Origin of the sequence: Bacillus sp. M6-12, from assembly GCF_002860285.1 — a bacterium.
In the GTDB taxonomy this organism is placed as follows: Bacteria; Bacillota; Bacilli; order Bacillales; family DSM-1321; genus Peribacillus.
Genome location: NZ_PGVF01000005.1, coordinates 92485 through 118912 on the forward strand (window position 1 = coordinate 92485; position 26428 = coordinate 118912).

General features: G+C 37.0%; 27 protein-coding genes and 3 pseudogenes. 4 read left to right on the forward strand and 26 right to left on the reverse strand.

Annotated elements, in window-relative coordinates:
• Positions 1 to 65 precede the first annotated feature (65 nt).
• The 3 genes from CVD28_RS07840 to CVD28_RS07850 all read right to left on the reverse strand — a co-directional run bounded on the left by CVD28_RS07840 (position 66) and on the right by CVD28_RS07850 (position 2229).
• Positions 66 to 257 (reverse strand): hypothetical protein, encoded by a 192-nt coding sequence (locus CVD28_RS07840; RefSeq protein ID WP_101591819.1) that lies wholly within the window; start codon positions 255 to 257, stop codon positions 66 to 68.
• A 35-nt stretch (positions 258 to 292) separates the two neighbouring features.
• Complete coding sequence (locus CVD28_RS07845; RefSeq protein WP_101591820.1) at positions 293 to 739, reverse strand: YaiI/YqxD family protein; 447 nt, start codon at positions 737 to 739, stop codon at positions 293 to 295.
• A 683-nt stretch (positions 740 to 1422) separates the two neighbouring features.
• The gene (locus CVD28_RS07850; RefSeq protein ID WP_101591821.1) at positions 1423 to 2229 is read right to left on the reverse strand and encodes a cupin domain-containing protein; all 807 of its coding nucleotides are present in this window, start codon (positions 2227 to 2229) and stop codon (positions 1423 to 1425) included.
• A 204-nt stretch (positions 2230 to 2433) separates the two neighbouring features.
• Between CVD28_RS07850 and CVD28_RS07855 the strand changes: the two are divergent.
• A pseudogene (locus CVD28_RS07855) lies at positions 2434 to 3308 on the forward strand (ferritin family protein).
• Positions 3309 to 4115: 807 nt separating this feature from the next.
• On the opposite strand, the gene CVD28_RS07860 reads toward CVD28_RS07855, so the two are convergent.
• From CVD28_RS07860 to CVD28_RS07895, 8 genes are all read right to left on the reverse strand, one after another.
• A complete protein-coding gene (locus CVD28_RS07860; RefSeq protein ID WP_101591822.1) occupies positions 4116 to 4646 on the reverse strand; it encodes a hypothetical protein in 531 nt (176 codons plus the stop codon).
• A gap of 204 nt (positions 4647 to 4850) precedes the next feature.
• Positions 4851 to 5711, reverse strand: a complete 861-nt coding sequence (locus CVD28_RS07865) for a DUF421 domain-containing protein (RefSeq protein WP_101591823.1) — start codon at positions 5709 to 5711, stop codon at positions 4851 to 4853.
• A gap of 17 nt (positions 5712 to 5728) precedes the next feature.
• Positions 5729 to 5935, reverse strand: coding sequence for a DUF1657 domain-containing protein (locus tag CVD28_RS07870; RefSeq protein ID WP_101591824.1), 207 nt, complete (start codon positions 5933 to 5935; stop codon positions 5729 to 5731).
• A gap of 13 nt (positions 5936 to 5948) precedes the next feature.
• On the reverse strand, positions 5949 to 6299 hold the full coding sequence (gene spoVAE / locus CVD28_RS07875) for a stage V sporulation protein AE (RefSeq protein ID WP_101591825.1): 351 nt from the start codon (positions 6297 to 6299) through the stop codon (positions 5949 to 5951).
• 2 nt (positions 6300 to 6301) lie between these two features.
• Positions 6302 to 7315, reverse strand: a complete 1014-nt coding sequence (gene spoVAD / locus CVD28_RS07880; protein WP_101591826.1) for a stage V sporulation protein AD — start codon at positions 7313 to 7315, stop codon at positions 6302 to 6304.
• Entirely contained in the window at positions 7315 to 7794 is a 480-nt protein-coding gene (gene spoVAC, locus CVD28_RS07885; RefSeq protein ID WP_101591827.1) for a stage V sporulation protein AC, read from the reverse strand. Before spoVAC ends, spoVAD begins: the two co-directional genes overlap by 1 nt.
• Before the next feature lie 21 nt (positions 7795 to 7815).
• Positions 7816 to 8265: a YhcN/YlaJ family sporulation lipoprotein gene (locus CVD28_RS07890; RefSeq protein ID WP_101591828.1), complete on the reverse strand. Its 450-nt coding sequence runs from the start codon at positions 8263 to 8265 to the stop codon at positions 7816 to 7818.
• A gap of 80 nt (positions 8266 to 8345) precedes the next feature.
• Positions 8346 to 8549, reverse strand: coding sequence for a DUF1657 domain-containing protein (locus CVD28_RS07895; protein WP_101591829.1), 204 nt, complete (start codon positions 8547 to 8549; stop codon positions 8346 to 8348).
• 500 nt (positions 8550 to 9049) lie between these two features.
• Between CVD28_RS07895 and CVD28_RS07900 the strand changes: the two genes are divergently transcribed.
• Positions 9050 to 9286, forward strand: a complete 237-nt coding sequence (locus CVD28_RS07900; RefSeq protein WP_101591830.1) for a hypothetical protein — start codon at positions 9050 to 9052, stop codon at positions 9284 to 9286.
• Between the two features lie 140 nt (positions 9287 to 9426).
• Here CVD28_RS07900 and CVD28_RS07905 read toward each other — a convergent pair whose 3' ends face one another.
• Both CVD28_RS07905 and CVD28_RS28635 read right to left on the reverse strand, forming a co-directional pair.
• The gene (locus tag CVD28_RS07905) at positions 9427 to 10089 is read right to left on the reverse strand and encodes a L,D-transpeptidase family protein (protein ID WP_101591831.1); all 663 of its coding nucleotides are present in this window, start codon (positions 10087 to 10089) and stop codon (positions 9427 to 9429) included.
• Positions 10090 to 10651: 562 nt separating this feature from the next.
• Positions 10652 to 11671, reverse strand: coding sequence for an alkaline phosphatase family protein (locus CVD28_RS28635; protein ID WP_142384742.1), 1020 nt, complete (start codon positions 11669 to 11671; stop codon positions 10652 to 10654).
• Here CVD28_RS28635 and CVD28_RS07920 point away from each other — a divergent pair.
• Positions 11556 to 11936: pseudogene (locus tag CVD28_RS07920) on the forward strand (DUF2238 domain-containing protein); the annotation flags it as partial. The gene CVD28_RS28635 and the pseudogene CVD28_RS07920 overlap by 116 nt on opposite strands.
• Positions 11937 to 11966: 30 nt before the next feature.
• On the opposite strand, the gene CVD28_RS27480 reads toward CVD28_RS07920, so the two are convergent.
• From CVD28_RS27480 to CVD28_RS07960, 9 genes and pseudogenes are all read right to left on the reverse strand, one after another.
• On the reverse strand, positions 11967 to 12149 hold the full coding sequence (locus CVD28_RS27480) for a hypothetical protein (protein WP_142384743.1): 183 nt from the start codon (positions 12147 to 12149) through the stop codon (positions 11967 to 11969).
• Positions 12150 to 12231: 82 nt separating this feature from the next.
• Positions 12232 to 12990, reverse strand: coding sequence for a metal-binding protein ZinT (locus tag CVD28_RS07925; protein WP_101591835.1), 759 nt, complete (start codon positions 12988 to 12990; stop codon positions 12232 to 12234).
• 56 nt (positions 12991 to 13046) lie between these two features.
• Positions 13047 to 13196: a 50S ribosomal protein L33 gene (gene rpmG / locus CVD28_RS07930; protein ID WP_101591836.1), complete on the reverse strand. Its 150-nt coding sequence runs from the start codon at positions 13194 to 13196 to the stop codon at positions 13047 to 13049.
• A 19-nt stretch (positions 13197 to 13215) separates the two neighbouring features.
• Positions 13216 to 14396: pseudogene (locus CVD28_RS07935) on the reverse strand (GTP-binding protein).
• A 352-nt stretch (positions 14397 to 14748) separates the two neighbouring features.
• Entirely contained in the window at positions 14749 to 15219 is a 471-nt protein-coding gene (locus CVD28_RS07940) for a FixH family protein (protein ID WP_101591837.1), read from the reverse strand.
• 24 nt (positions 15220 to 15243) lie between these two features.
• Positions 15244 to 16629, reverse strand: coding sequence for a PepSY-associated TM helix domain-containing protein (locus CVD28_RS07945; protein WP_101591838.1), 1386 nt, complete (start codon positions 16627 to 16629; stop codon positions 15244 to 15246).
• 19 nt (positions 16630 to 16648) lie between these two features.
• Positions 16649 to 17209: an SCO family protein gene (locus CVD28_RS07950; protein ID WP_101591839.1), complete on the reverse strand. Its 561-nt coding sequence runs from the start codon at positions 17207 to 17209 to the stop codon at positions 16649 to 16651.
• A 145-nt stretch (positions 17210 to 17354) separates the two neighbouring features.
• Positions 17355 to 18755 carry a sensor histidine kinase gene (locus CVD28_RS07955; protein WP_101591840.1) on the reverse strand — a complete coding sequence of 467 codons (1401 nt, stop codon included), beginning with the start codon at positions 18753 to 18755 and terminating at the stop codon, positions 17355 to 17357.
• Positions 18756 to 18758: 3 nt separating this feature from the next.
• On the reverse strand, positions 18759 to 19433 hold the full coding sequence (locus tag CVD28_RS07960) for a response regulator transcription factor (RefSeq protein ID WP_180954052.1): 675 nt from the start codon (positions 19431 to 19433) through the stop codon (positions 18759 to 18761).
• Positions 19434 to 19755: 322 nt separating this feature from the next.
• Between CVD28_RS07960 and CVD28_RS07965 the strand changes: the two genes are divergently transcribed.
• Positions 19756 to 20313: a copper resistance CopC family protein gene (locus CVD28_RS07965; protein ID WP_257985804.1), complete on the forward strand. Its 558-nt coding sequence runs from the start codon at positions 19756 to 19758 to the stop codon at positions 20311 to 20313.
• 775 nt (positions 20314 to 21088) lie between these two features.
• Here CVD28_RS07965 and CVD28_RS07975 read toward each other — a convergent pair.
• From CVD28_RS07975 to CVD28_RS07990, 4 genes are all read right to left on the reverse strand, one after another.
• Positions 21089 to 21862, reverse strand: a complete 774-nt coding sequence (locus tag CVD28_RS07975) for a TerC family protein (RefSeq protein WP_101591843.1) — start codon at positions 21860 to 21862, stop codon at positions 21089 to 21091.
• Between the two features lie 771 nt (positions 21863 to 22633).
• A complete protein-coding gene (locus tag CVD28_RS07980; protein ID WP_101591844.1) occupies positions 22634 to 23068 on the reverse strand; it encodes a flavodoxin domain-containing protein in 435 nt (144 codons plus the stop codon).
• Entirely contained in the window at positions 23069 to 24115 is a 1047-nt protein-coding gene (locus CVD28_RS07985) for a ribonucleotide-diphosphate reductase subunit beta (protein ID WP_101591845.1), read from the reverse strand.
• A 27-nt stretch (positions 24116 to 24142) separates the two neighbouring features.
• A complete protein-coding gene (locus CVD28_RS07990; RefSeq protein WP_101591846.1) occupies positions 24143 to 26425 on the reverse strand; it encodes a ribonucleoside-diphosphate reductase subunit alpha in 2283 nt (760 codons plus the stop codon).
• Between the last annotated feature and the right edge of the window lie 3 nt (positions 26426 to 26428).

The window sequence follows — 26428 nt, forward strand, 5'->3', positions numbered from 1 at the left end:
AATCCACTTATATCATCCAGCATTTATAACAGAATTTTTAGTAAGTGTAAATAAGATATAAGAGTCTACTTTTTGGGCTGATCAAGTGCTTGGTAAGCTACCTGATACTTTCCTCCATCCGCAACTTCTGAATGGTATAAGGCCTTGAGGGCATTGTTTTTTTCAAGACCATGCTCAACCTTTAGTTCTTTAAAGCGTGTATGCAGTTCTTTATTTTCCTTAATTAGTTGTTGCATTTGCGATTTTAAATACTTCAAAATATTTATCTCCTTTCTAAATCTCTGAGTTTAGCCTAATTCTTAACAGAAATAACCTGTTTAAAAAGATCCCTAAATTGCTCCCGGTCTTCTGCTGTAAAAGGCTTTGGTCCCTTTGTTCGTTGTCCGCCTTTTCTAGCCATAGCACTTAAATAACGTGTTTGTAATAATTCGTCAATATTTTCATTTGTATATCTAAATCCTTTATGGTGGAGGACGATAATTCCTTTTGCTAAACCTAGTGACGCAAGACCATAATCTTGCGTAACGATAATATCTCCTTTTTCCACTAACTTCAAAATCCGATAATCTGCAGCATCTGCTCCAGAATCAACATAAATGGTTTTCACTCCTGATGGCTGTTCTGCATTAGAAAAATGAGAAAAGCTTGTAACAAGGATAACCTGAATTTCAAAATCGCTTGCTTCAGAAATAATAATATCTTTCACCGGACAAGCATCTGCATCCACATAAATTTTCATCTTTCCCCTCCTGTTAAGAAGTTCGACTTACTCTTTAACTTGATCTTTTTCAACTATAAAAGAGACTGGTGACTTTTGTTTAAAAATAATAAAGAGTTCTTCCTTTTGCTGTATTTTTTTATCCTCATATTATACTTTATAGAATTGTGTTGGCAAATGGTCGTTCAATGGCCAACAAAAGATACCTTAGAACTAAATACTTGATTAGAATGTCACACATTTTATAGGTGTAAAAGAAAAAGGATAAATGTACAGGATGATCACCTGTATACATCTATCCTTTTTATACAACAAAAGACCTCATTTACCACAATAACAATATTGTTTGTTGTTCAACTCTCGCTCCCGTTTGTATAAGTACAATAGTTCACAAATTTACTTTGCTAAAGCGGTAACACTTTTAATCATTTCATAGTATTCTTGTACTGCGCAGTAAATGATTTATTTTGGTAATTGTTCTTCTTAAACAAAAGCAACCATTGGATACAATAACTTCAACATAAAAATTTAAAAACCTTTTTCGAATAGCATTACCTTAAAGTTCAATAAGAAAAAAGCTTTTCTTATAAAATTTATGAATCGCTGAAGTACTCCTTAATTGTTAATCTAACGTTTTATGTTTTTTAATGTAGAAATAACTTGGGTTCGCCAAGAACTACTATTTACAAGCTATTACTCTATTTTTACATATTTTTGCTTTTCTGAAGAAGTTTAGATTCTCCTGTTCGTTCCCATTCTTCTACTGTTTCATATGCTCTTTCAGGAGAATAACCTTTTCCAACAAGAACTCCCATTAGAATAAATTCTTGTAGAATATGTGTAGCATTGATACCTCTTTTAACGTCCTCTAGCCCTTCATTAACTAAATATTCGGTGTGCTGTATCCACTCATCTGGTGTCTTACCGAAAACATCTGTATTACCATTTCCATGTCCTTTTTCCGCAGCCATTGCATCTGCTTTAGAAAAATGGACAGTCCCAAATGGATGGTTAGGGGGAGCATATATCGAATAAAGTTTAAGTGGACTATTCCCTGTATTAATTAGATTATGCCATGTGCCAGCTGGTATAAATATTGCAGAATCATCATACACATTTCTCTTAAAGTTTAAATTATTTTTACTCTTTCCCATTTGAACAATCCCTTGTCCTTGTTCAATACGTAAGAATTGATCAACGTCAGGATGCATTTCCAAACCGATATCATCGCCAACATCAATACTGATTAAAGTAGTTTGTAAATGTGTTCCTGTCCATATAGCAGTGCGGTAAGTATTGTTTTGCTTTGTTGCTTCATTGATATTGATGACAAATGGTTTTGTTCCATAATCTTTTAATAAAATACTTCTATCACCATTAAAAGAGTGATAAGAGTAGAATCTGCTTTCGTTAGGAAACGTCCAGTAACGTGGTTGAATGTCATAGTTATACCTTGGTGTATTAACATAATAAGGATATTGATTTGGATACATATAAGGATTATTGTACATTTTTACCTCAATCCCTTCACAGTTTATAAAATTATCCTATGCACTTGTTAAGAAAGTGTACTTTGAGATAAGAATTCTTATTTAATGATTTATCTTTCCCAATTGGTGAAAAGAGGTAAAAACAACAATACAAGAAATGAACTTGCACAGCTACCCAGACATAAAATATATGATAAGTTGATGGTTAACAAAAGGAGGACAAACATGTATTCAAATCATTCTGGTCCACAATATTATGATTATTATCGTATGCCAAATGACATTCAACTTGTTAATGATATTAAGAAAGCCATAAATGCAGAGTATAGTGCTGTTGCTTGTTATAAGAAGTTAGCCAATATGACAACTTCAGTGGATGAAAGGAACAGAATTCTTGAAATCCAAAAGGATGAAGTACGTCATCTTGAAGAATTCAGCAGAATTTATACAAACTTAACAGGAAATAAACCATCATATCAAGTCATTGAGAAATGTCCAGACAAGTATAAAGCAGGAATAGAATTTGCATTTAAAGATGAACAAGAAGCTGTAGATTTTTATTTAGATATAGCAGATAAAGCGAATGATCCAATTATTAAAGAAAGGTTTCGACGTGCAGCTGCAGACGAACAAAATCACGCTGTATGGTTCTTGTCTTTTTCAAAAAATCTAAGGCAAACAAACATCAATAGGCAAATCAATAATTACGGTGCTAAAGGGGCATTAAGTGTTTCAACATTAACTTTACCTCAAATGTTGACGTTTGCCCTTCAAGACGAATACCTAGCTCAAGCAAGATATGATAATATTTTAGGGAACTTTGGATATATACGTACATTTGCACAAATAAAAGAAGCTGAATTGAGGCATATAAATGCTTTATTACCACTTTTTGAACGTTATCAGGTACCGTTACCTGAAGATAAATCGCAATCATTTGTTACAACTCCAGAAAGTATTAAGGCTGCATATGCTGACGGCGTTCAAGGGGAAATAGACAATATTTCTATGTATGAAAGGTTTTTATCACTTAATATTCCTAACGTAATGCCTCTTTAAATCATCTTTCAGCATTTGAAAGAGGTCTTGCAAGAATTTAAATAATTGAAATTCTGACAATACATTAGGATTTAAAAGGTATAGAAGGGGATTGTCCCCTTCTGCTTCTTCAACCTTATGCTTCATTAACTAAAGTACATTCTTTAACAAAATGCCCTTGAAAATGAACATATTGTTGCGGATTATTTAGTCAACTACGCAATATACGAGTTACTCCACAATATGGCCCTATTACTGAAAAAGGCACAATTCCTCTTCAAGAATTGCGCCCTTTAATCGATAATCATAATTTATTTAAAATATAGTACGAAGTAAGATTTGCACATTTTCTATCTCCATCAACAAATTAACAGTCCTAATATCCGCATCCCTAACTAAAGAGAAGAAATATCAAAAATATTATTGGCTAACCCTTACAGATTCATGGAGCTTTTGGAATAAAAAAAATATCTAGAGAACCGTCTCTCTAGATATTTATATTAAAACTCACACCCGCGATAGTAGTATTCGCTGACATACTCTCTATCAGAAATTGATGGCATGTAATTAACACGACCTCCTGTAACAAATTCATTTACATTGACAAGATAGAAAATATGCGAATATATTTTGCTAAATGGTTAAAAATATAAATTAAACGATAATTATCATTATTTACACAAATATTCAACTTTTCTACGATAATTTATGTGATCGTTCTATAATTGGAGAAATGTGTCCAAGGTATATATATTATGTAAACTCGAAACAAACGCAAATGTACCAATAAGTTATACCTCCAAGTTGCCAAAAAAATTGTTATGAGGAACTTCTCCCCTCCAAGTTGACGATAATTATTAAGGTCTTACTCATAAGATTCGAGGTGGTCCTGATAATTCATAGGTACGTCCGATAAAGTAAGAATGGTAATTGCCTCTTTTATCATTTACAATTGTATACACCGAATACGGGCTCGTTAAAATTAACTTTCGGGATTTGGCTTCAAATATTTTATACCCAATTTCAAACATATGGTCCTTTGTAACTGTTACCTCACAATAATAAGGGATTGATTTTCCATAAGCATCAAGTGCTGGAATATCATTGAAAGTAAACAGTTCATCTGTCTCGAGCATTTTAAAATCCGCCGTAGAAGAACGACCTGATGAATCTATTTCGATAACACATTTCCCACTGACGACATCATATTCCTTTAGCACAACATATTTTAGGCTTGGAAGAGTAACCGCTAAAAATAAAACACCAATTAAAAAGCTTCCCAAGCTTTTTCCTACATTTAATAATGTATATTCTTTATCAACATACATAGCAATAAAGCCGAATATTGCAATTATTACTAACAAAGCTCCTACTAGAAGCATTCCATAATAAAAGAACATCTTTTCACTTCCTATAATTAACCTACCCAGTTAGCCCAGCAAGCCAGTAGTCCATTATGAAAAAAATGCCCATAAAGCAAAGCCCCTATTACAATTGGAATAAGTGACAACAGTACAGGTATTATTTTCGCAGCAAAATAGGATTTACTAGATTGCTCCTGCAGACGTTTTAGCTTTTCCGGAATCAAAAGAACAACTTAGGGACTAATCTCTTAATATATGTGCCACTCTGTTAATGGCTTCTTGTAATTTTTGGCCATTTTTAGTATATAACTGCTTGGCACTCTTATTTTCTGTAGCGAGTGCAAACAATTCTAAGTCTGCCTGACATTTTTTTAAGGTCGCAAATAATAAAGGTCTTTCTTGAGGGGATGGTACCTGAAGTTTATCATCAAAAAGGTCTACCGTTAATTCTCCATAAGAATTTATCTGCGCGAGAAAAACATTTTCAAGGGTGATACCTATTTTTTGCAGTTCAGTATGAAGCCAACCCCTGTTTCGACCAATTGTTGACAGTGGCTCGTCCAATATTTTTCCATCCATAATAACAGTCTGAGGTTCCTTAACTGACGAAACAGTTATGTCCAAGTCCTTTGCGGTTAATGGTTGCTTTTCTTTTTTCAACATGACACTTAAATCTCCGGTTGGCTCTAATACCGCAAATTCCACGTCAGCAACTTGAAACACATTCTTTTTTCGCAACAATTCCAACAACTCGTCAGTTGTGTACCGTTCCTTTTTTAGATTATCTTCCATGATTTTACCGTCTTTAATGAAGATAGATCCTTTTCCTTCAAAAAAGTTGCGAAAGGCATTGCTCTTCATTGAGATTATACCTACAAAAAAAGGGGCGGCCGCAAAGGTTGCGATTCCCAATATCCCGTTAACAATGTTTTTCTCAAGCCCCATTGCCACCTCTGCTCCAATGCTGCCAATGGTAATTCCCGTCACATATTCAAAGAAGGAAAGCTGGGATATTTGTTTTTTACCTATCCATTTTGTAATAACAAAAAGCGCAATTAAAAAAATAATTGACCTCATAATGATATGTAACCATTCAGGCATTACTAACCCCTCCTAGATTAAAAACCTTTGTACTGGAATTCTTCCCGTTCCAATTCTCCTACCCGTTTTTTCAAGTCTGTAACGATCTCACCCACTACCATCATTGTTTCATGTAATATACGTTTCGATTCATCATCTTCAGTCCGCAATGCTAAACTGGAAAGACTAGCCTCAATCCCTTTAAGATTCGAAACACATTGTTTCACTTCCGAAGCAACAGTCATCATTCAAACCTCCTTATCCTTTTGGTTTAAAAATCAAAGCGCCAATCACTCCGAAAATAATGGCAGCTGAAATTCCGGCACTCGTCACTTCAAACATCCCAGTAATGACTCCAATTAATCCATGTTTTTCCGCCTCTTGCATTGCTCCATGCACAAGAGAATTTCCAAAACTGGTAATAGGTACAGTTGCCCCCGCTCCGGCAAAATCAATAAATGGTTCATATAAACCGAACCCATCCAGCACGGCTCCAACCACTACAAGGGTACTCAATGTATGTGCCGGTGTAAGTTTAAGCACATCGAACATGATTTGGCCAATTACACATATGAGTCCTCCGGTGACAAAAGCCCAGAATAAGATCATGGCTACTGGTCACCCCCGTATTCTATTGATACCGCATGTGCGATACAAGGTATCGTTTCATTTTGCTGAAACGATAGAGGTGATAATAAAGCTCCTGTCGCCACCACCAACATCCGTTTGAATTCTCCCTTTTTCATCCGGTTTAATAGATGGCCATAGACTACGGTTGCGGAACATCCGGCTCCACTTGCTCCGGCTAGCACTGGCTGTCCTTCCCGATAAATCATTAGCCCGCAATCCTGAAACTTCTCTTCGGGAATTGGGGTTCCGTGTTTTTTAAATAAATCAAGAGAAATTTGACGTCCAATCTTTCCAAGATCTCCTGTTACAATCAAATCATAGTATGTAGGATCTACATTCCTTTCTTTTAAATGAGCCTCAATCGTGTCCACTGCAGCAGGAGCCATTGCCCCTCCCATATTAAAAGGATCGTTCATTCCCATATCAATTACCCGGCCTATCGTCGCAGATGTAACACGAGGTCCTTCTCCCTCATTACTTAACAGAGCTGCGCCAGCACCTGTCACAGTCCATTGTGCAGTAGGCGGTTTTTGTGCGCCGTATTCAGTCGGATAACGGAACTGTTTTTCAACCGCAGTATCATGGCTTGATGACCCGGTTAACAGATATTTGGCCCCGTTAGTATTGATAATGTAGGCCCCTAAAGCCAATCCTTCCATGGAAGTAGAACAAGCACCAAACAAACCGAGATAAGGCGCTCCAATCGTACGGCTTGCAAAACTTGTCGGAGTAATCTGGTTGATGAGGTCTCCCGCTAGTAGAAACTGAACCTGCTCCTTCTGGATTCCCCCTTTTTCCATGGCTTTCTGGCAGGCCTCCTCAAACAGAAGTTTATGCGCTTTCTCATAGGAATCCTGCCCCAGCCATAAATCGGAATGGAGAAGATCAAAATCATCCGCAATAGCCCCGTCTGCTTCAAATGGCCCTCCTACCGTTCCGGTGGAAAAGATCACAGGTTTTTGCTCGAATATCCATGTACGATGACCTGCCAGCATTACAAACCACCCCACTTGATCAAAATAGTTTTGATTAAAGCAACTACAAAAGCAGAAAAAACACCGAACACGATCACAGAACCAGCCAATTTGAATATATTGCCGCCTACCCCTAAAACCAGGCCTTCGGATCGATGCTCGATGGCGGCTGATATTATGGCGTTTCCAAATCCAGTAACCGGTACGGCTGATCCCGCCCCTCCGAATTGGGCAATTCGATCATAAATCCCAAAGCCAGTAAGCAGTAAAGAAATAAAGATTAACGTTCCCACCGTCGGGTTTCCAGCTGTTTGATCCGTAAAATCGAAATATCGAATATAAAACATCTGGATAAGCTGCCCTATCAGGCAAATGAGTCCACCTACCAAAAAAGCTCTAATGCAATTTTTCAATACGGGTCTTTTGATTTCATGTTGTTTCTGTAGGGTTTGATATTCCTGTTGTACAGGAGTCAGTTTTTTCTTTTGGTTACTTGACATTCGTACACCGCCTCTGGATTGTTACGTTTGTTCCTTCATTAAGCTTTTGATTTCACTTATTTCTTTTTTTAGCGTTTTCATTTGTTCCTTATTCTTATCAAGTTTTTGTTCTAGCTTCTGAATTTCCAAATAAATTTTGGAATCACCTGAAATGAACACTTTATAATCCGGATTGACTTTTTCTAATTCTGTTTTTACATTCTTTTCGATTTTTTTTAATCGAAACCGGTCAAAGTTGTCTACTTTTATCGCTAATAACAGTTCCTTATCAGTGTTTACAGCTTTTACCCCGGAAATCTCATCTTTCCTGATTACTTTTTCTTTCGCTTCATTGGCCACAGATTGGTTAATTGGTTTTGTTACATGTACCTTTGTAATATGGTTATTATTTAGATTTCCTGCACACCCGGTGCCAAACCCAATGATTAGTATTAAAATAAGAGAAGATCTCACTATCCTAATGTGTTTCATAAATCACCTCTCCAGTTTAAAAATCGAAGATGAAAAAAGGCTGGCATACCATATGTACCAGCCTTATTATTTCATTGTGATTATTGCTCGTATTGCGGTTCTTCTTGTTCCATTTGCTGAACACGGGGAACAAGGCTATCAACAATAGCTTGGGTTTGTTTTGCTGCATCCTGATAAAGCTGCTTTGCTTGTTCATTATCAGTGCTTAGAGCAAAGGTTTCGAAACTAGCCTGCGCACTTTTCAATCCTGCAAGCGTTGTCTTAACATTTTGAATTACAGTCATAGGCACGTCCTCCTGTGATTTGTTTAAATCGCACTTTTAGGATGAGGAAAAAGAAGCTTCATTATACTTTCTAATTTCCCAAAGAAATGCTATTTGCCACATAAAGCAAAATCAATTAGCGAATGAATCATAGGTTGTTTTAACCAATTCTTAGGATTTATCCATTTACGACTTTGGATGATAGATTGGTTATGCGGTCTAACTCACTCGTTGAGTAATTTCGACAATTCAATATACTGGGTGGACATCGATGACAGTTTACATGTTAGAAAAATTTTCTCAGTACAAAACGGAAGTAATTCAAAAATAGTGTCATGAGTTCGTTTAAGTAATCTGAAGAAAACTATTTACCATAAGATTTCCTTTGCCACTGAATTCCTTTTATATTGTTTAGAACGCTTGGTCCTAATTATTTTGGAAATGGTTCACTTACATTTTATCAATCACAATAACAAAAATTAAAAAGGCATCAAACGTTTTATAAAAAAGGGGTGGTAATATTGCAACAACAACAACAACAGCAAATATGGTTTCCATTACTGGCGTCAGTTGGTATCGGTGCCGCTGCGTTCTATAGTATGACTAAAGGTCAAGGTATGGCACAAACCCTTCAAAAATTTATACCCCTAGCGACAGGAATGGGTGGCCAAGGCCAACAGATGCAACAACATCAAAATCAGCAAAATCCGCAAAACAGGCAACAAAATAAACAAAATTCTAATAACCAATTACAATAAAAATCCTCTTAATTCTATTCTTTTAAGTGAGGAACATTTTTCCATATAAAAGTAATAAAGCAAGCGACCAGTTTTTTAAAAAAACTGGTCGCTTTTTCAAAAGAAGCAAAAAACAAAATCATTTCTAATTGGTAAGATTTTTACTCTAACAAGCCCAAAGCCCTATACTCTCGAAAGGTTATGCCTCCAGTTGCAGGTAAACCATTGATTTTTTGAAACTGTTTAACTGCATGTTCTGTTTTCTTATCAAAAATTCCATTTACTGTTCCAGTAAACAAACCCATGGCTTTTAACCTCTCTTGAACAAGTTGGACTAAATTTCCTTTCGATCCAGTGGATAAACTTTTATATTCTCCTTGACCCGTTCCTGTTATATTTCCCTGTATATATACATTAGTACCTATTGGGATGTCTTCAAACAACATTTCTACATCTTTATTATTCATACGGATACAACCGCTACTAACATTTTTTCCAATTAACGCGGGCTTATTTGTTCCATGTATCCCGTAATTTCCCCAAGGAACATTTAGACCTAACCATCTTGTGCCGAACCCTCCCCCCCATGATTTTGACTTCGCCGTTACTTTAAAGGTTCCAATAGGAGTTGGGGATTCTTCAGTTCCTGAAGCAATAGGAAACCGCTTTATTACTTCCTTTTTTTGCATCACAAGTAGTTCGTTTGACCATAGATTTATCTTTATGTAAAGATTTTCACTAGTCCCTCCATTTACCTGCAAAGATGAAAATAACATGATATTTATTAACACTAATGAAAATGAAAATAATCTAACTATCTTCATTTATGTTATACAACTCCTTGCCGACCCATATTTTCAATTCTCACCATTTGATTTAAGGACTACTTTTTATTCAAAATTAAACATAACGAATGTCTTCACGCTACAAGTCTTAATAAGAGAAGGTTTCAATGGCTATTTTATTTATCTAATATTTTTAAAATCCAATCTTTTAAGTCAACCATCCTTAAGTGTTTTGGTTCCAGTTTTGTTCCTGTTACAATCATGGGAAAGTGTGTGTCTTGTTTATGTAATGATCCATGGCTCGCTCCCCCCACGTGTTTTGGCGATCCTTTTCCGATGAATTCATACCCAGGCTTTGCATTAACTACCAAGAAGTTACCTGTGTGTGAATAGAAGGCACTGTAAAGGCGTGCAAGCGCATCTGGATAATTTCCATATACGATAGAATGGTCACTTTTTATAGTCTTATCTAAAACTTGATCATCCCCATCTATTTTCCATTTTTGACCGTATTCATCCAGAAAGTTCCCGTTCCGTTGAAAAGAAAATTTTCCTTTCTTATCTCCTGAAACAACATGTACTATCTTTCCTTCCTTCCAGGCTATCGTGTCAATGCGATTGTCCTTTTGAAGTTGTTTTGCAATATTTCTTGTTTTATTGATTCATCCAAAAGATAAATAAAAGACATTCGCTCATTTAATCCAAGGACGATTTGATCCTGTTTCTGAATGTTACCGCTAATTTTATGAATTCTATAGTCTTTTAATACTTTTCGTAAATCGACTAACGCTGTTTTCTTATCGTCTTTCACATTTGTTTGCCCGTTGTCCCCCATTACGATCCATAAATTATCTTTCAATGCTTTTTCCCAGGAACCATATTTATTAAGTATTGCCTGTAGCCGCTTATCGGCGTCTTCAATCCCTTCTGTTTGATTTACGCCTTTTTTATGAACTTTTTTATCATTATCGGACAAATAAATGAGAGAAAATGAGGGGACTCTGTCTTGTTCAATTAAATATTTTAGTTCTTCCGTTGCAAATTTATCATTAAATCCAAACCCCTGCCAAAGGTGGGTATACTTATTCTTTGGATTCAATTGAGATAGTATCCCATAGGAAAAATAGGAAGGTCCTTTAACAGATGTATCTTTGTTTAGGAATTGAAATACTTCCAATAACTTCGGAACATGCAGCATTTGTGTTTTATCTCCCCGGAAAACTAGTGTATTTATTGAAGCCGATTGTAACCCCCTGGCATCCAATTCTTCATGAATTGTTGTTGCTTCATCGCTTAGGTGATTCTTTTTTAAATTAATCACGCTCTCCGTTAGAACTTGTTTAGGTCCTAATTTTATGATTTCTTTCTTGTCGCTGCCATAACTGATAAAACGTTTTTCGTGTTCATTGAACCAGACAAGCGCAGGTACTTTATGTTTATTAGCATATGTTCCTGTTAAAAGAGTGCTATCAACTGTAACGGACATCGTTGGGTAACTGCTCTTTTTGGCTGTTGCCGCCGTTTTTATATGGTCAGTGATCAAACCGGCAGGATACTTGACATGGGCATTGGAAATTACTCCCGCCGTTGTCGGGCTGATCATCATAATTGCAACATACAATAGGTTTCGCCTCACTACTCTCTCTTATATAATTATTGCAATTCTGGCAATTATAATGTTCGTCGGCGGTCATTACACATATTCAAAGGTTCCCCTTTTTGATTGGGTAAAAGATTATTTTAACCTAGATCGGAATCACTATGATCGTTTTGGACATTTTCTAAAGGGATTGTTTGTTATTTTTATAAGAGAAGTATTATTACGGAGAACTCCACTAACCAAAGGAGCATGGCTAGTGGCGATCACTACAAGTATTTCGCTTGCTAAAAAGCACAAGTGGGCCACCTGTCCATTTTTAGCCCAGTGTACGGAGAGTAAAGATCATTCGACGGTATTCAGGCCTAGATAATAATCCCATTCTGTATGCCAATGTTATCAGTTTACCTGTATCGTACCGTTCCAAGTTGTCTTCACCACTAGAGATGGTCGGTAATTTATTATTTTTTGCAGTTTCCTGTGCAATATTTATTCCAGCCATAATGATTTTTTCCCGCAGATCAAGAATACTTGCATTAAAAATTCTGCGACTCAAATCTAAATATAATCAGGCTACTCCTTATTTAATGGCTCATCATCTCCTGGGCAATATCGTGTCCATCCATTCTTGATGGATAGTAGGTTGGCCAGTTGATGACTTCATCCAATAAAGCAACGCGGTTGTCACCCCAATACAGGTGATAGTGACTAGCTACATTCGGATAAATGCTATGATCACTAAATTGAATATATCCAGGAAGTCCTTCAGATTCTTCTTCGAGTTTAAATATGTATCTTACTCCTCTATTTCCCGCATCATATGTTAGAATTTCGTACCCGTCATAAATATAATTACCAGAATACTCTTTTCCATTTTTGAAGAACGTTACAGTATCATCTTGAATCAAGATACGGTCAACATCTGTTTGATACCCTTCATTATAATACTCTTTATATTCTTCAGCTGTCATGTCACCTTCATGTTCTGCTTTATAAGCAAATACCTCGTTAAGCGTGCCATCTTGTAGGTATGGATATACAGACTGCCAGTCTCCTTCCCAGTCGGAAAGTGAGCGATCCTTCACTTGGCTGTCCTCAAAATAGCCTTTATAAATTTGTTCTGTTTCTTCATCATGTGAATGACTATGATCGTGTTCATGTTCACTTTCATGTGTGTGACTTCCAGATGTTTGCTCTTTCTTTTCAGATGAGTCTTCTGCAACTGATGAGGAAGTTGTTTTTTCATCAGCAGACTCGCCTTCTGATGATTCTGTAGTCTGACAGGCTACAAGTAGGGAACTGATAGCTAAAATACTTAGCCCTTTGAGAAATAAAACCTTCATTGAAAACACTCCTTTTGTATAAATAGTAATGATTACGATTTATAATGAATAAAAATTTACTTTGTCTCCCAATGAAGCGTATGCCTCTTTAATCTCGGCGAGTATTTTTTTAGTTCCAGCCTTTCGGGATTAGTTCTTTTATTTTTTGTTGTGCTATAATTCTTGTCTCCAGTTTCTGTACATGCTAATGTAATTTTCACTCTCATAACTATTTCAGCCTCCATTTTAATTTGTATACGCTGGCAACGGGTCAGGGAAAGACGTCCTATCCTCTTCCAATTCGTCTTCTGTCACAAACATCGATCCAATGTTTCTTCTATCGTACTTTGATCGATTTCAATACCAATCATGACAAGCTCCGTCATCCTATCGCCGTACCTTTCATCCCATCTTTCCAGGAGATCAGGTTCGTCTTCCAATATTCTTTTCCTTTCGATTTCTGGATGCTGCAAGCCACTCCCCTGCTCCCTCAATCGTAAGAGATGGGCCAGCCTGTGATAGCAAGCCTGCCACATTATTTCTTGGTGCCAGCCAAATGAAGCCCTTGGCACGGACTACCTCAACCGGCCATTCCTTCAGCCATTGCAGGAACCTTTCGGGATGAAATGGCTTTCTCCTGCGATATACAAAGGATGTGATACCGTATTCCTCTGTTTCTGGAACATGTACCCCAGTAAGCTCTTTAACCCACCCTGCACTCTGGTTTGCATGTTCAAAATCAAAAAGTTGTGTGTCAAGCACCGGATCCAACTCTATTCGTGCATGGTCCGCTTCTGCCAGTTGTGCGTCGGGATTTAATTTGTGAAGCCCTGCCCGCAGCTCCCATACCTTCTCCTTTGTAACTAAACCTGTTTTATTGATAACGATGACGTTCGCAAATTCGATTTGGTCGAGAAGCAGATCGACAACCTCCCGTGCATCGGTATCATCATTGCCCTATTTTCTTTCAAGAAGCGTCTCCCCTGATGAAAAATCGCTCCAAAACCGATTCGCGTCCACAACCGTCACCATTGTATCCAGTCTGCAATATTTTGACAGGTCGATGGCAAGCTGTTCATCTACATAAGTAAATGTCTGTGCGACAGGTAAAGGCTCACTGATGCCCGTGGATTCGATAACTATATAATCCAATTGTCCTTGGTTACAGAGCTTCTCGACTTCCAATATCAAATCTTCTCGTAGCGTACAGCAGATACATCCATTCTGAAGTTCCACCAATTTTTCATCAGTGCGTGGTAACCCACCTTGTTTAACCACAGAAGCATCAATGTTTACCTCGCTCATGTTATTTACAATGACACCGATCCTCTTCCCCTCTCGGTTATGTAAAATATGGTTCAATAAAGTTGTTTTTGCCGAACCAAGATACCGCTTAATACGGTGACTGGAACTAATGTATCTTTCATACTCGTCAACTCCCTTTGCGCAAATAATAATGATTACGATTTAACCCCCAAAAAAAAAGACGAATTAACCTTTTTAAAGATCAAGATAGTCATTTTTCCTTTCTCGACACATCATAAACCATAACCATTCCGATTTGCAAGTAGTTTTGGTGAAATTAATGTATTTAGTAAAAAAGGGCTAATTAATTATTTTTGAAATTGTTTGCTTCTTCAACAAAAGCCCTTTAGTTCAATAACAAAAAAAGCCGCCGAATGGCAGCCCTGTTCTTAAAGTAATTGCTTCCGGATTGTTTGTAAAACGTTGAAAGAGGTTATTAATCAAAAGAGGACAAAAACTTCTTTCAAATTTTGTTTAATGATGGCCCCCATGGCTTTTTTGTTCTAATTGGGTTTGGTTTTTTAAAAATTCCTTATCGCTTTCAGTAAGTTTTCCTACAATAAACTGTTTTTGGGGCATTATTATGGACCCATTACTACTTGCATGAACCTTGATGAAATAAAGCCCTTCACTCTTAAAGCTTTTATTCATACTATACGTTCCTTTCCCTTCTTCATTTGCTTCTTCCATTCCATAGTTTACAGAGCCATCTTGTTTCCAGATTTCAAAATGAACAAAGTCTGGGTTTTCTATCGGTTTACCATCCTGGGTTAATATAGCTTTAACCGTCCCTATATGATCGCTAGAGAAATTTTCTGGAGTAATGATTTCAATTTGAAGGGGCTTCTCTTCTTTATACAATTGTGCAACATCCTGTTTTAAAGTACAGGCATTTAGTATTAGAGTAAATATTATTACTAACGAAAATATCATCGTTTTTTTCACAGTATTAGCATCCTTTTTATTGAATTAAGCATTCAGAAACTTCTTAACAGCTGGGATTCTTTGAATGACAAACCAGTCAACTAGCCAAACAGCCAATAGAGATAGTCCAATTAATGGAAAAAAGACCCCTAAAATAACCATTAAGATGAGGAATCCCTTCATCCTCTTTATGCTTGGTGCTGTTGGAGCGCCCATTCCTTTTTGGGGTTTCCGTTTCAGCCATAGATAACACCCACTGACTGCTACAAGGATAATTCCCAGACAGATAAATAGGCTGATTAATTGGTTTGGTAATCCAAATTGCGTTCCTTTATGCAAGGTAATACCCATTGCCACAATCTTACCGATTAGTCCATAATGATCAAAACGGTAATCTGCAAGGACAGCACCTGTGTATTGATCGATGTGCATAGTAATCTCATCCTGGGCTTTTGGTGGATAGGCTGATAGCGTATAAACCCCGGTTTTGTCAGTTGGGATATAAATCGAATAACTAGGATCAATTCCTACTCGATCAGCAACGGATATTATATCATCGATTGACAATGGAATGAATCCTTGCAGTTTCGAGGTCGGAACATCTAAATTTTCAGCTGCCCATGGAACCTCAGCGATATCCTTCGTTTGAAGCATAGACGTGGGAGCGCTACCTGACCAAATCGAAGGTGGATATCCTGCACCTGAATTGGTAGCAATTGTTTGAAAGTGACTCCCCCAATATCCTGACCAAGGCAGACCTGTCATGATTAAAAAGAACATTCCAGCTGTAATCCAAAAAGCAGGAACTGCATGTAAATCCCTTGCAAAAACATTTTTCCCCTTATTGAATCTAGGAAAGAAAACACCGGACATACTTTGCATTTTTCTTGGGAACCAAAGGTATAGACCCGTCACAATGAGAATGACTGACCAGCAAGCAGCCAATTCTACAATTCTATCTCCTAGTTTTCCTGCCATTAACTCCCCATGTACTTCTTCGATCTTATTCATAATTCGATTATCATCGTCCAGATCTCCCATTACTTCACCCGTATAGGGATTAGAGAAAACCGTAAGGGATTTATCATCGAGAACAATGTGAACTTCGCTTGAGCGTTTGTTACTTTCACCTGGTCGATAGCCAGTAACTAGTGCGCCAGGATGCAACTTCTTCACATTTTCGATTTGCAGCGATGGAGAAACCCTTTCTTCCTGGGGAGTTACCTCATAAAAGTCTTTATAAATTACATTTTCTATCTGCGGTTTAAAAAGATAGATAGAACCTGTAACTGCGAGCATGATTAATATTGGGGCAAAAAGTACCCCTGCATAAAAGTGCCATCTCCAAACAGTGTGATATATGCTTGTCTTTAATTTTCTGTTAGGCTTTGATTTAGATTTGTCAAGTAATTGCTGCTGTGTGATCGCCATCTCGAATACTCCTTAATTGTTAATACAGTTTATTGATATCTTTGATTATTTCGTTATAATGAGAGCTTTGAAAACCATAGTCATTCACAATCTTCCCGTTTTGATCAACTAAATATAAATTTGTCGCATGGATTACTTGATCAGAAGATTGAGGCTTTTGAACAAGAGTTTGAAATTGTTCCCTTGCAAATTTCTCAATTTCTTCTTGGGTATATCCAGTCAACATATTCCAGTTTAAATCATCTTGAGTGAACTTCTCCAAATACGTCTTTAACTTTTCAGGCGTATCGACAGTTGGATCTACACTAAAAGATACAAGCTCTACTTCCAGGTTTTCTTTTTGCAGTTTTTGTTGTAATTTAGCCATACTTGCAGTCATTGGCGGGCAGACAGTTTCGCAATTGGTGAAAATGAAATCGGCAATCCATACTTTGCCTTTGAGATTTTCGACTCCAAACGGTTTCCCATTTTGATTTGTATAAGTGAAGGATTCCATTTCATACGGTTTGTTCTTATCTATCCCACACCCTGAAAGAACAACAAAAATAAGGAAAAGTAAGAATAATGCAATTTTTTTCATACGTACCTCTTTTCTGTTCCCTCCTTTAATACCAGAGGGATATATTAAAGACTCAATAAAACAAGGATAAACAATGATTGTGAAGTTTTTGTGATATATTTGCTTCATTTTTCACAAAAAAAAAAGCCGGGTATAACCCAGCCGGTTAAGTTAATTGTGGTAATTTTACAGTGACAGTGGTTCCTCGAATTGAATGGCTTGCTATAGAAAAAGTGCCACTATGTAACTGCACAATTTCCTTCACTATTGATAAACCTAAACCCGAGCCACCAGTAGATCGGCCTCTTGCTTTGTCTGTCCGAAAAAAGCGTTCGCCAATTCGGTTAATATCTTCATCTTGGATAAGAATACCCTTATTTGTCACTTCAAACTGCATCGTTTCGTTCACTTCTTTCAATTGAACCTCAATTTCTGTGTTTTCCATACTGTATTTAATGGCATTATCTAATATATTATAAAGAACTTGTTGAATCCTTTTGGGATCTCCAAAAATGATGAGGTCATCTTGAACGCTTAGTTTTATATTCAAATTTTTATCAGCCAAATGAATTTGAAAAAGTTCCAGCGTATCAAATAGAAGCTGAGCAATTGCAATTGGTTCTTTTTCTAATACATAAAGATCTTCTTGTAGATGATTCAAATCAACTAAATCATGGATAAGTTTGTTTAAACGATCTGTTTCTTTTTCAATTGTTAATAAATACTTTTCAGCTTCCTCGGGAGAATTAAAGATTTGCTGCTTCAATGCTTGAGTATAACCACCTATGTAGGTTAGAGGCGTCCGAAGCTCATGAACAACATTCGATATGAATTCCTTTTTTCGTTCCTCCTGTTGTTCCAGTGAATGACTCATTGAATTAAATGCCTCTGCCAGTTCACCGACTTCATCCTTATTTTGTGGGTACAAACGGTTTGAGTAATTGCCTTTAGAAACCTCTTTTGAAAAGTTCTGTATTTCTGTGAGAGGTTGAAACAAGGATCGGCGAATCCTATTAACTACCAGAAACAAGACAAGAAAATATGCAGCACCTGCTAATATTAAAATTGGAATGCTTTCCTGAAACACTTCTTGTATGGCAGCAAGTGGAACATAGATATAAATGTACCCAATGAGGGCCGTATCACTTTTAATAGGAAAAATCGCCCCAACTACTGTTCGATCAAATTCCTCAACATAGCCTTCCTTTAAAACATAATTCCCGTCCAATAATTGTTGTCGATCATCTCTGTTAACAAGAGCCTCATCATTAATTTCGTATGGAAAGTAAGAGGATAACTCTTTCAAGTTATCAACAACGAGGATTTCATATTCTGAGACGACATTGTACCAATGGATTTTTTCAATAATTTCTTCGCTTAAAGAACCATAATGATAATGAGAAGCTGTCCTTTCTCCTTGATATATAACAGACTCGCGAATGCTGCTTAAATATAAATCCTTATATAGAAAGTGAAGAAAGAAGAAAGAAAAGAGAATTGTGAATCCAATGGTTGCTAGGATAAGCAGTAATACTTTTTGACTTAGTGTAAGATTAATTTCCTTCAAAGGTTACACCTCAAATTTGTAGCCTATACCCCATACTGTCTGAATGAGGTTTCCGTTTTCCTTTAACTTCAGTCTCAATGTCTTTATATGTGTATCAACAGTTCGTTCAGTGCCATTGTATGAATCCCCCCATATGGATTGCAAGAGATGTTCTCTTGAGAAAACTCTTCCTTTATTATTGGCAAGTAAACTAAGCAGTTCAAACTCTTTTAAAGTTAAGGATAGGAGTTGACCATTTACATTTACTGAATGAGATTGAGTGTCTATCTTCAAAGGACCGATACTTAACTGTTCCATTTTTTGTGGAACACTCTTAGCACGCCTTAATACAGACTCAATTCTCGCCATTAGTTCACCAGGTTGAAAAGGCTTAACGATGTAATCATCTCCCCCTAATTTAAGACCTCGAATTTTATCCCACTCTTCCCCTTTAGCTGATAAAAAAATCATTGGTATATCGTATTCTTTTTTTAATTCTTTAGCAAACGAAAACCCGTCCATAAATGGCATCATGACATCGACGATTAAAAGGTCGGGTAAGCTATTTTGGACCTTGGCCAAAGCGTCCGTTCCGTTAACCGCTTCTACAACACTATAGCCTTCTTTTTGCAAGAAGGTTTTCACTAAATCCCTCATTGTTTCCTCATCATCTATGATCATTACGGTTATACCATTCAAACTTCAAAACCCTCGCTCTTTAACAGAATTTAATATATAAATAATACCTATCTTAAAGGTATATGTGAAGTTTTTGTGAGATTTTCCGTGTTTCGTAAAAATATACGAAAGAGAAATTATTTTGGTTGACTTCATAATTATTGATGCCTAAAATGAACAAAGTGCCAAGGTATAAAGCTTCATATCAAAGTGAAGATTGTTTAAAGACGTTAATCCAAATTGTACGCTTACAAGGCTATGTTTGTAGGAAAACACCCAGGAAACAGGTAAACCTAAAAGGTTTTCTAAACACAATAATTATGAGGTGATTTATTTGAAATTTATGTTACATGTTTTATTAGTTATTTCTCTTTTAGCCCTTCCGACTGCTGCTTTAGCCCATACAGGAATCGAAAGCTCAAAGCCAGAAGCCAACACTGTTGTACAAGAAGATACAAAAGAAATTACACTGTTCTTTGAAGGTAATATAGAAGATTTAAGCACCATGGCTGTTAAGGATGGAAATGGGCAGAAATTAGAATTAAAGACTGTAAATGTGAATGAGAATACATTAACCGGGGAACTTGTGAATCCTCTTCCTAAGGGGAACATTACTGTAACGTATAATATCGTTTCTGAGGATGGGCATCCAATGGAAGGTAGCTTAGCTTTTCAAGTGGCCAACGAACCATCAATTGAACCAACCACTAATAATGATCATGAACCACAAAATGAAACTCAGCCTGTAGAAAAGGAAAAAGAAGAATCAAATACTAATCCTTCACCTGCGGTTGAAGAGGATATGAAAACAAACACTGTTTCACCATTAATAGTGGTTATCGCTGCTGTTATTGTTATCGGAGGAATCATCTTGATTGTGGTAAGAAAAAGAAAGAAATGACCTGGATCCTTACCCTTTCAGATGCAGCTCTTTACCTTTGCTATTCCTTGGTGCTAGGCAGTTGTCTATTAGCTTCTATACCAGAAAATAAGAGAGTACCGATCCGTTTTTTCTAATCGGTACCGTGTCATGCTGACAATACTTATTCCATTGCTGGCATTTGTTCCAGTGTTAGAAATCCTTATTAAATTTTCGGCTAATCGAGATATTTCACTTGTAATAACAAGTGTTTTATTAAATTCAAGAACAGGAACAGCATGGCTGGTGGTATTAACTGTATCTATCTTTCTTGTGTTATTTCTATTAAATATGGACATTCAAACATCGAGATTACATGCACGGAAATAAATTTGCTGAAATCATAATGACAAAAAATGCTGTTGTCATGTAACAACTTTGTCGTCATATAAACCACCTATCGCGACAATAATGAAGTCCGGCTTAATATTAGCCGGACTTCATTGTGATTTAAAACTGATGATATTCAACTAAACCACCCTATAGCCACCCACGCAGCGAAAATCAGCACTGCACCACAGAGAATGAAAATAGATTGAATCCGTCCATACTGTTTCATGGGGCTGGGAGAGGAAGGTCGATGAACTATGGTGCCTTAGAGCCCATCCTATAGTCTGACTCCAACGACCACGGTGCACCACAGCCACCAACCTAAGCCATTTATTTATAATTCTAACACTACTCTATAAATATTGATTTAAGGTCGGTGAACAGCCAAGTATGCTTGTTACGTTTCGCAAGATGGTGCTTCTGCCTTTTAGGACTTATTTTTCGCGAGTGACTTATTGCCTGGTGCAAACCATCCTATTAGAGCGATACCGACTAATACTACATAGAAAATCAGAGTCCAAGCGGTACTATGGGGAAAGTGGTGATCTAAAACACCAATATCCTCGTGAGCAAGAGTAATTACAGCAAGTTTGATACCGACCCAGGCAACAATTGCATATGCAGTTGTTTCCAATGCTGGACGTTTTTCGAGAAGTGCAACAAACCAGGTTGCTGCAAACTTTATTAAGATAAGACCCGCAATACCTCCAAGAACTACAACAATAAACTGTCCACCATCCATGCCGCCAAAATTATCGAGCGGTGAATCGGGAAGACCAAGCGCAAGAGCAACCGCTGCCAGAATCGAATCAATTGCAAAAGCGAGGTCAGCTAAAGCAATCTTCCCTACTGTGGGCCAGAAAGCTTTCCCAGCGGACTCCTCTTCATCATCTTTATGAATATTCATATTTTCTTTCCCGAAACGGGCCTGTATGACATGCTTTAAGCCTAGGTAAAGCAGATAGGCAGCTCCTATAGCCTGTATCTGCCAGACATTTGCAATAAAGGAAATTGCAAAAAGTGCAGCAAAGCGGAAAGCGAAAGCCATAATGATTCCGTAATTAATAGCTCTTTTTTTCTGGTCTTCGGGTAAATGCTTGGCTATAACTGCTAGTACTAGGGCATTATCGGCCGATAACAATCCTTCTAAACCGATTAGAATCAACAACGCCCATGCATACTCCAGCCAGAGTGACTCCATACACCTCTCTCCTTTCTAAAAACATAAATGTTATGTATAAGTTTTACTAAAATTCGCTAACAAAAATAATTATTCCCCATATAAAACATAGGCAATCTTAAATAATGATTATAGCTTTTATGGCCTGCTTTATGCGCACGCGCTAAAGTATGTACCAGCAAACAAAGACAGGACTATAACTACCATATATATTAAAGATAAGTTTGTTATATTCCTTTTTGTCGAGTCACTATAGTTACTATAACTTTTCCCTGCTATTGAAAATGTTAAGACAACTACTATTAACAAGATTCTTATTAAAAGATCATAGCGAACTTCATGCTTACACCCCCCATTGTTTTCGTGTTAATAAACATATATAAATAATATCATCGATTAGCATAATGTTTCTTAAGCTATCCATTTATAATGTTTATATTTTATTATTTAATATTTTATGGATATTTTCTAATTCGACAAAAATAGACATTTTCCTGCTTTGTTAAAAAAGATCTTCGCTGCAAATTATTCCAAGAGAAATATTAATTAACTTTATTGTTTTCATTTCATACTTTCATCCATTAAGGATAAATTTGAATCATCAAAAGTAGTACAACTAATCTGGAATATATAGTACTTAGTTATCCCTTTTCCAACGAGTGACAAAGGGATATTCCCTAGAAAAATTCTCGGACATATTATTAACAGGTGATTAAAAAAACCTTAGCCTTTTAGAATTATGGCTAAGGTTTAGAGTTGATTCCGAGAAAATTGTGTAGAGTAATCTAATTTTTATACTAGCTCTCTTGTCAGCAATTCCACAAACTTCTGGCACCGGAGAAAATCCTGTTTTTGCGGAAGCAGTTCAACTTTCAGTGTTGCAGCTAAATTCGTGTGGACGTATAGCATGTCCCGAAAAAGATCAACTGCACCACAAAAGTTAGGATAGAAGCTATCTCCGGTCCCAAACACAGCTGTAGTGATGTCCTTTCTATTTTGTGCTTGAAATCCTCTATAAAGCTTCAGCATTTCTTTTGGGATTTCTCCATTTCCCCATGTATATGAACCAATAGCAAAAGCCTGGAATTCAGTTAGACGAGATATAGGAAACTCTTCTATTTTATAAATTGTAGTGTCGACTGACTTACTGAGGCAAATTTGATATAGGTCCCCGGCTAATTCTTTCGTGTTTCCTGTAATTGAAGTATAAACAATCGCAGCTTTCATCTACAATTCATCAAAGCCATTGGAATGTGAAACTTTTGTATAGGTTCTGGATTTTTGTTCAAAAAAATCGGATTTTGTTTCATTCATCATCTCATCTCCAAAAACTTGAATCCATGGCATTGGATTCTTTCTTTCTTCATAAAGATTTTTAAGTCCAAACTGTCTTAATCGCTTGTTTGCCAGATATTCGACATACCCTTCGAATTCAGCCAAATCAATCCCTTTTATTTGGGCTAATATATAATGGGCCCACTCTTTTTCGAGCTGCACAGCCGTATTAATTGTTTGATAAATATATTCAATATTCTCATCGGTATTAAGATGAGGATTCTCGGTTAAGAGAATACGGATAAACTGGGAAATAAAGTAGGCGTGCTGCATTTCATCCCGCTGAATATAGCTGATCATTGTACTGGTTTTAAGCATTTTTTGATGGCGGGCCAAATGGTAGAAAAAAGCAAAGCCAGCATAAAAATAAATGCCTTCAAGATTTATAGAGTTCACACATAATTTGAATAACGACTGCTGGTTAGGGTTCTGTCTAAATTCCTCATAAGCATCCAATATGAGTTTATTTCGTTTCCGTACAATCAGATCGTTTTTGGCCTGATTAAACCGGTTATTTTGCTCATCCAGGGGAATGAGCGAGCTTAGTATATAGGAATATGATTCATTATGAACTGCTTCCTGCTGAGAAATAACTGCAAAAATAGCCTTGAAACTGGAATCTGACACATAATCCATCACCTGGCTCATTGTCGGAGTTTGCAGGCTGTCGAGTGATGCAAGCTGTGTATTGATCCGTAAAAATACGTCTTGCTCATGTTTACTTAAGAAATCCCACTGCTTAATATCGTCCTGCATATTAATTTCCTGAGCCTTCCAAAAGTTGGATAGCAGAGTTTGATACAATTCGTACATTTGGGGGTATGCAATATCGTTCCAGTTAAGAATACCTGAAGACTCTCCGTTAATAACCCCGGTAGATTTATTTGGATATTCAGGATTCAATAGCTTAATTTTGGACAATGTTTTATGTTCCAACAAAGATAATACCTCCTCATATTTTGTTCACTAGCTATGGCAAGCCTCACATTCTTCAACTTCGGATTGAGAAGTGCTTCGCACATAATAGGTGGTTTTTAACCCATATCTCCATGCTTCCGTATGGAGATGTAATAAGTCTTTCGCTTTAATATCATGGCGGACGTAGAGGTTAAAGCTAATTGCTTGGTCTATATGCCGCTGGCGGGCTGCGTTTTGCCGGATACTCCAAGTCTGATCTAATACATGCCTGGAACGGCGATAGTAGTTGTATGTGTTATGATCCAGATCCGGTGCGGTTACTTTAAATTTAAAATTTTTCTTTTCCTCTGCATATTCGACTGCATACAAAGGATCAATTCCATCAGTAGAACCGCCAATCTTTGCTGTTGATGAGTTTGGAGCAACAGCCATCATCCATCCATTACGGACACCATATTTTGCAATTTCTTCCCTTAATTCAATCCATTTGGCAGTTTTGTAGCCTTTGCGCTCAAAATAACGGCCAGTTTGCCATTCGGAACCATTAAAAGTACTATAGGCTCCTTTTTCCTTTGCTAGTTCCATAGAAGAGTGTATTGTATGGTAGGCAATCTCCTCATATAACTTATCAGCATAAGAGACAGCTTCTTCCGATTCCCAATATATTCCCTCCAATGCCAATAGGTGGTGCCAGCCAAACGTGCCTAAGCCTACTGCCCGATATTTTTTGTTCGTCAATTCTGCTTGTCCAACTGAGATCGAATTTAGGTCGATGACATTATCCAGCATTCTCATCTGTATTGAGATCAATCTTTCCAATACATTTTCTTTCACCGCTTTTGGCAGATTAATAGATGATAAATTGCAAACAACAAAATCTCCAGGCTGCCGGACAATGACAATATTGCCCTCTTCATCCGTATATTCTTTAACAATATTGGACCCAGACATGTTCTGTGTAATCTCAGTACACAAATTGCTGCAAAATATAGATGTACGCCCTTTAGCCTTCAGATGCTTGTTAGGGTTTTGCCGATTTACTTCATCTCGGTAAAACATATAGGGGGTTCCGGTTTCTAATTGAGAAATCATGATTCTCGCCATTATATCCATAGCCCTGTACGTTTTTCGTGGCAAAAGAGGGTTGTCTACAGCTTCTTGATACTTTTCCGAAAAGTAATTTTGATCAAATTCATCATAGAAATCTTCCAGGCTAAGCGGGTTTCCCCTTTCATCCTTCCATCCCATTATTTGTTTTACCTGATGGGGACAAAAGGTATGCCATTCTCCAACACTTCTGCCGCTTCCGTCCACTTCCTCAAGCTTCTTCATAAATAAGTCCGGAATTGAAATTCCTGTAAAAATATCATGTGCCTTTCGCCTTTCGTCTCCATTATTCGTCTTAAGGTCCAGGAATCCATTCATGATGTCTTTATGGAATACATCCAGATAAACGGCAACGGCTCCCTGTCGTTGTCCAAGCTGGTCTACGCTTACAGCCGTATCGTTTATAAGCCGGATCCACGGTACAACTCCTGATGAATTACCTTTGAATTTTTTGATATCTGATCCCAGGGCACGTACTTTTCCAAGGTAAACACCTATTCCGCCCCCATCTTTACTTAACCTGGCAATATCCCAATTATTTAAATATATACCATCTAAAGAATCTTCAACTGTATTAATAAAGCATGATGAAAGCTGGCCGAAGCTTTTCCCGGCATTTGAAAGAGTAGGTGTGGCAACAGTCATATATAAGTTGCTCAAGGCCCAGTATGCCTCTTTTATTAGTAATAACCTTTTATCCTTTTGTTCATTTTTCATCAATGTCATGGCAATGATCATAAAACGTTCCTGAGGTAATTCATAAAGGTTACCTTCATAATCCTTGGCAAGATATCGATCTGACAGTAAAAATAAACCTATGTAATTAAATAAATGGTCTTTCTCAGGATCAATTTCAGTACATAAAATATCAATTTCTTCCTTTGTGTAATCATTCAATAGATCCTCAGAATAAATTCCTATACTAGTTAATTCGGCGATAAGAGAGTAAAAATCACCGTATTTTCTTTCACTCTCATATCCCCTTATCTTTGAAGCATTATGATATATCTCCGTTAAATATAGATTTGCTGCAAGGAAAGTCCAGTTTGGCTCCTCCATTGATATTTGATTTAATGCATAAAGAAGGGACTGTTCGTATCTGGAAGCTTCCGCGAGACCGGTTATCTTCTTAAAAATTACCGCCGTATCAAGGTTATATTTTTCAGAGGCTCTTTTAATGGCTTCCGAAATTGAATCCATTTCTGAATGAAATTGAACACTCATATT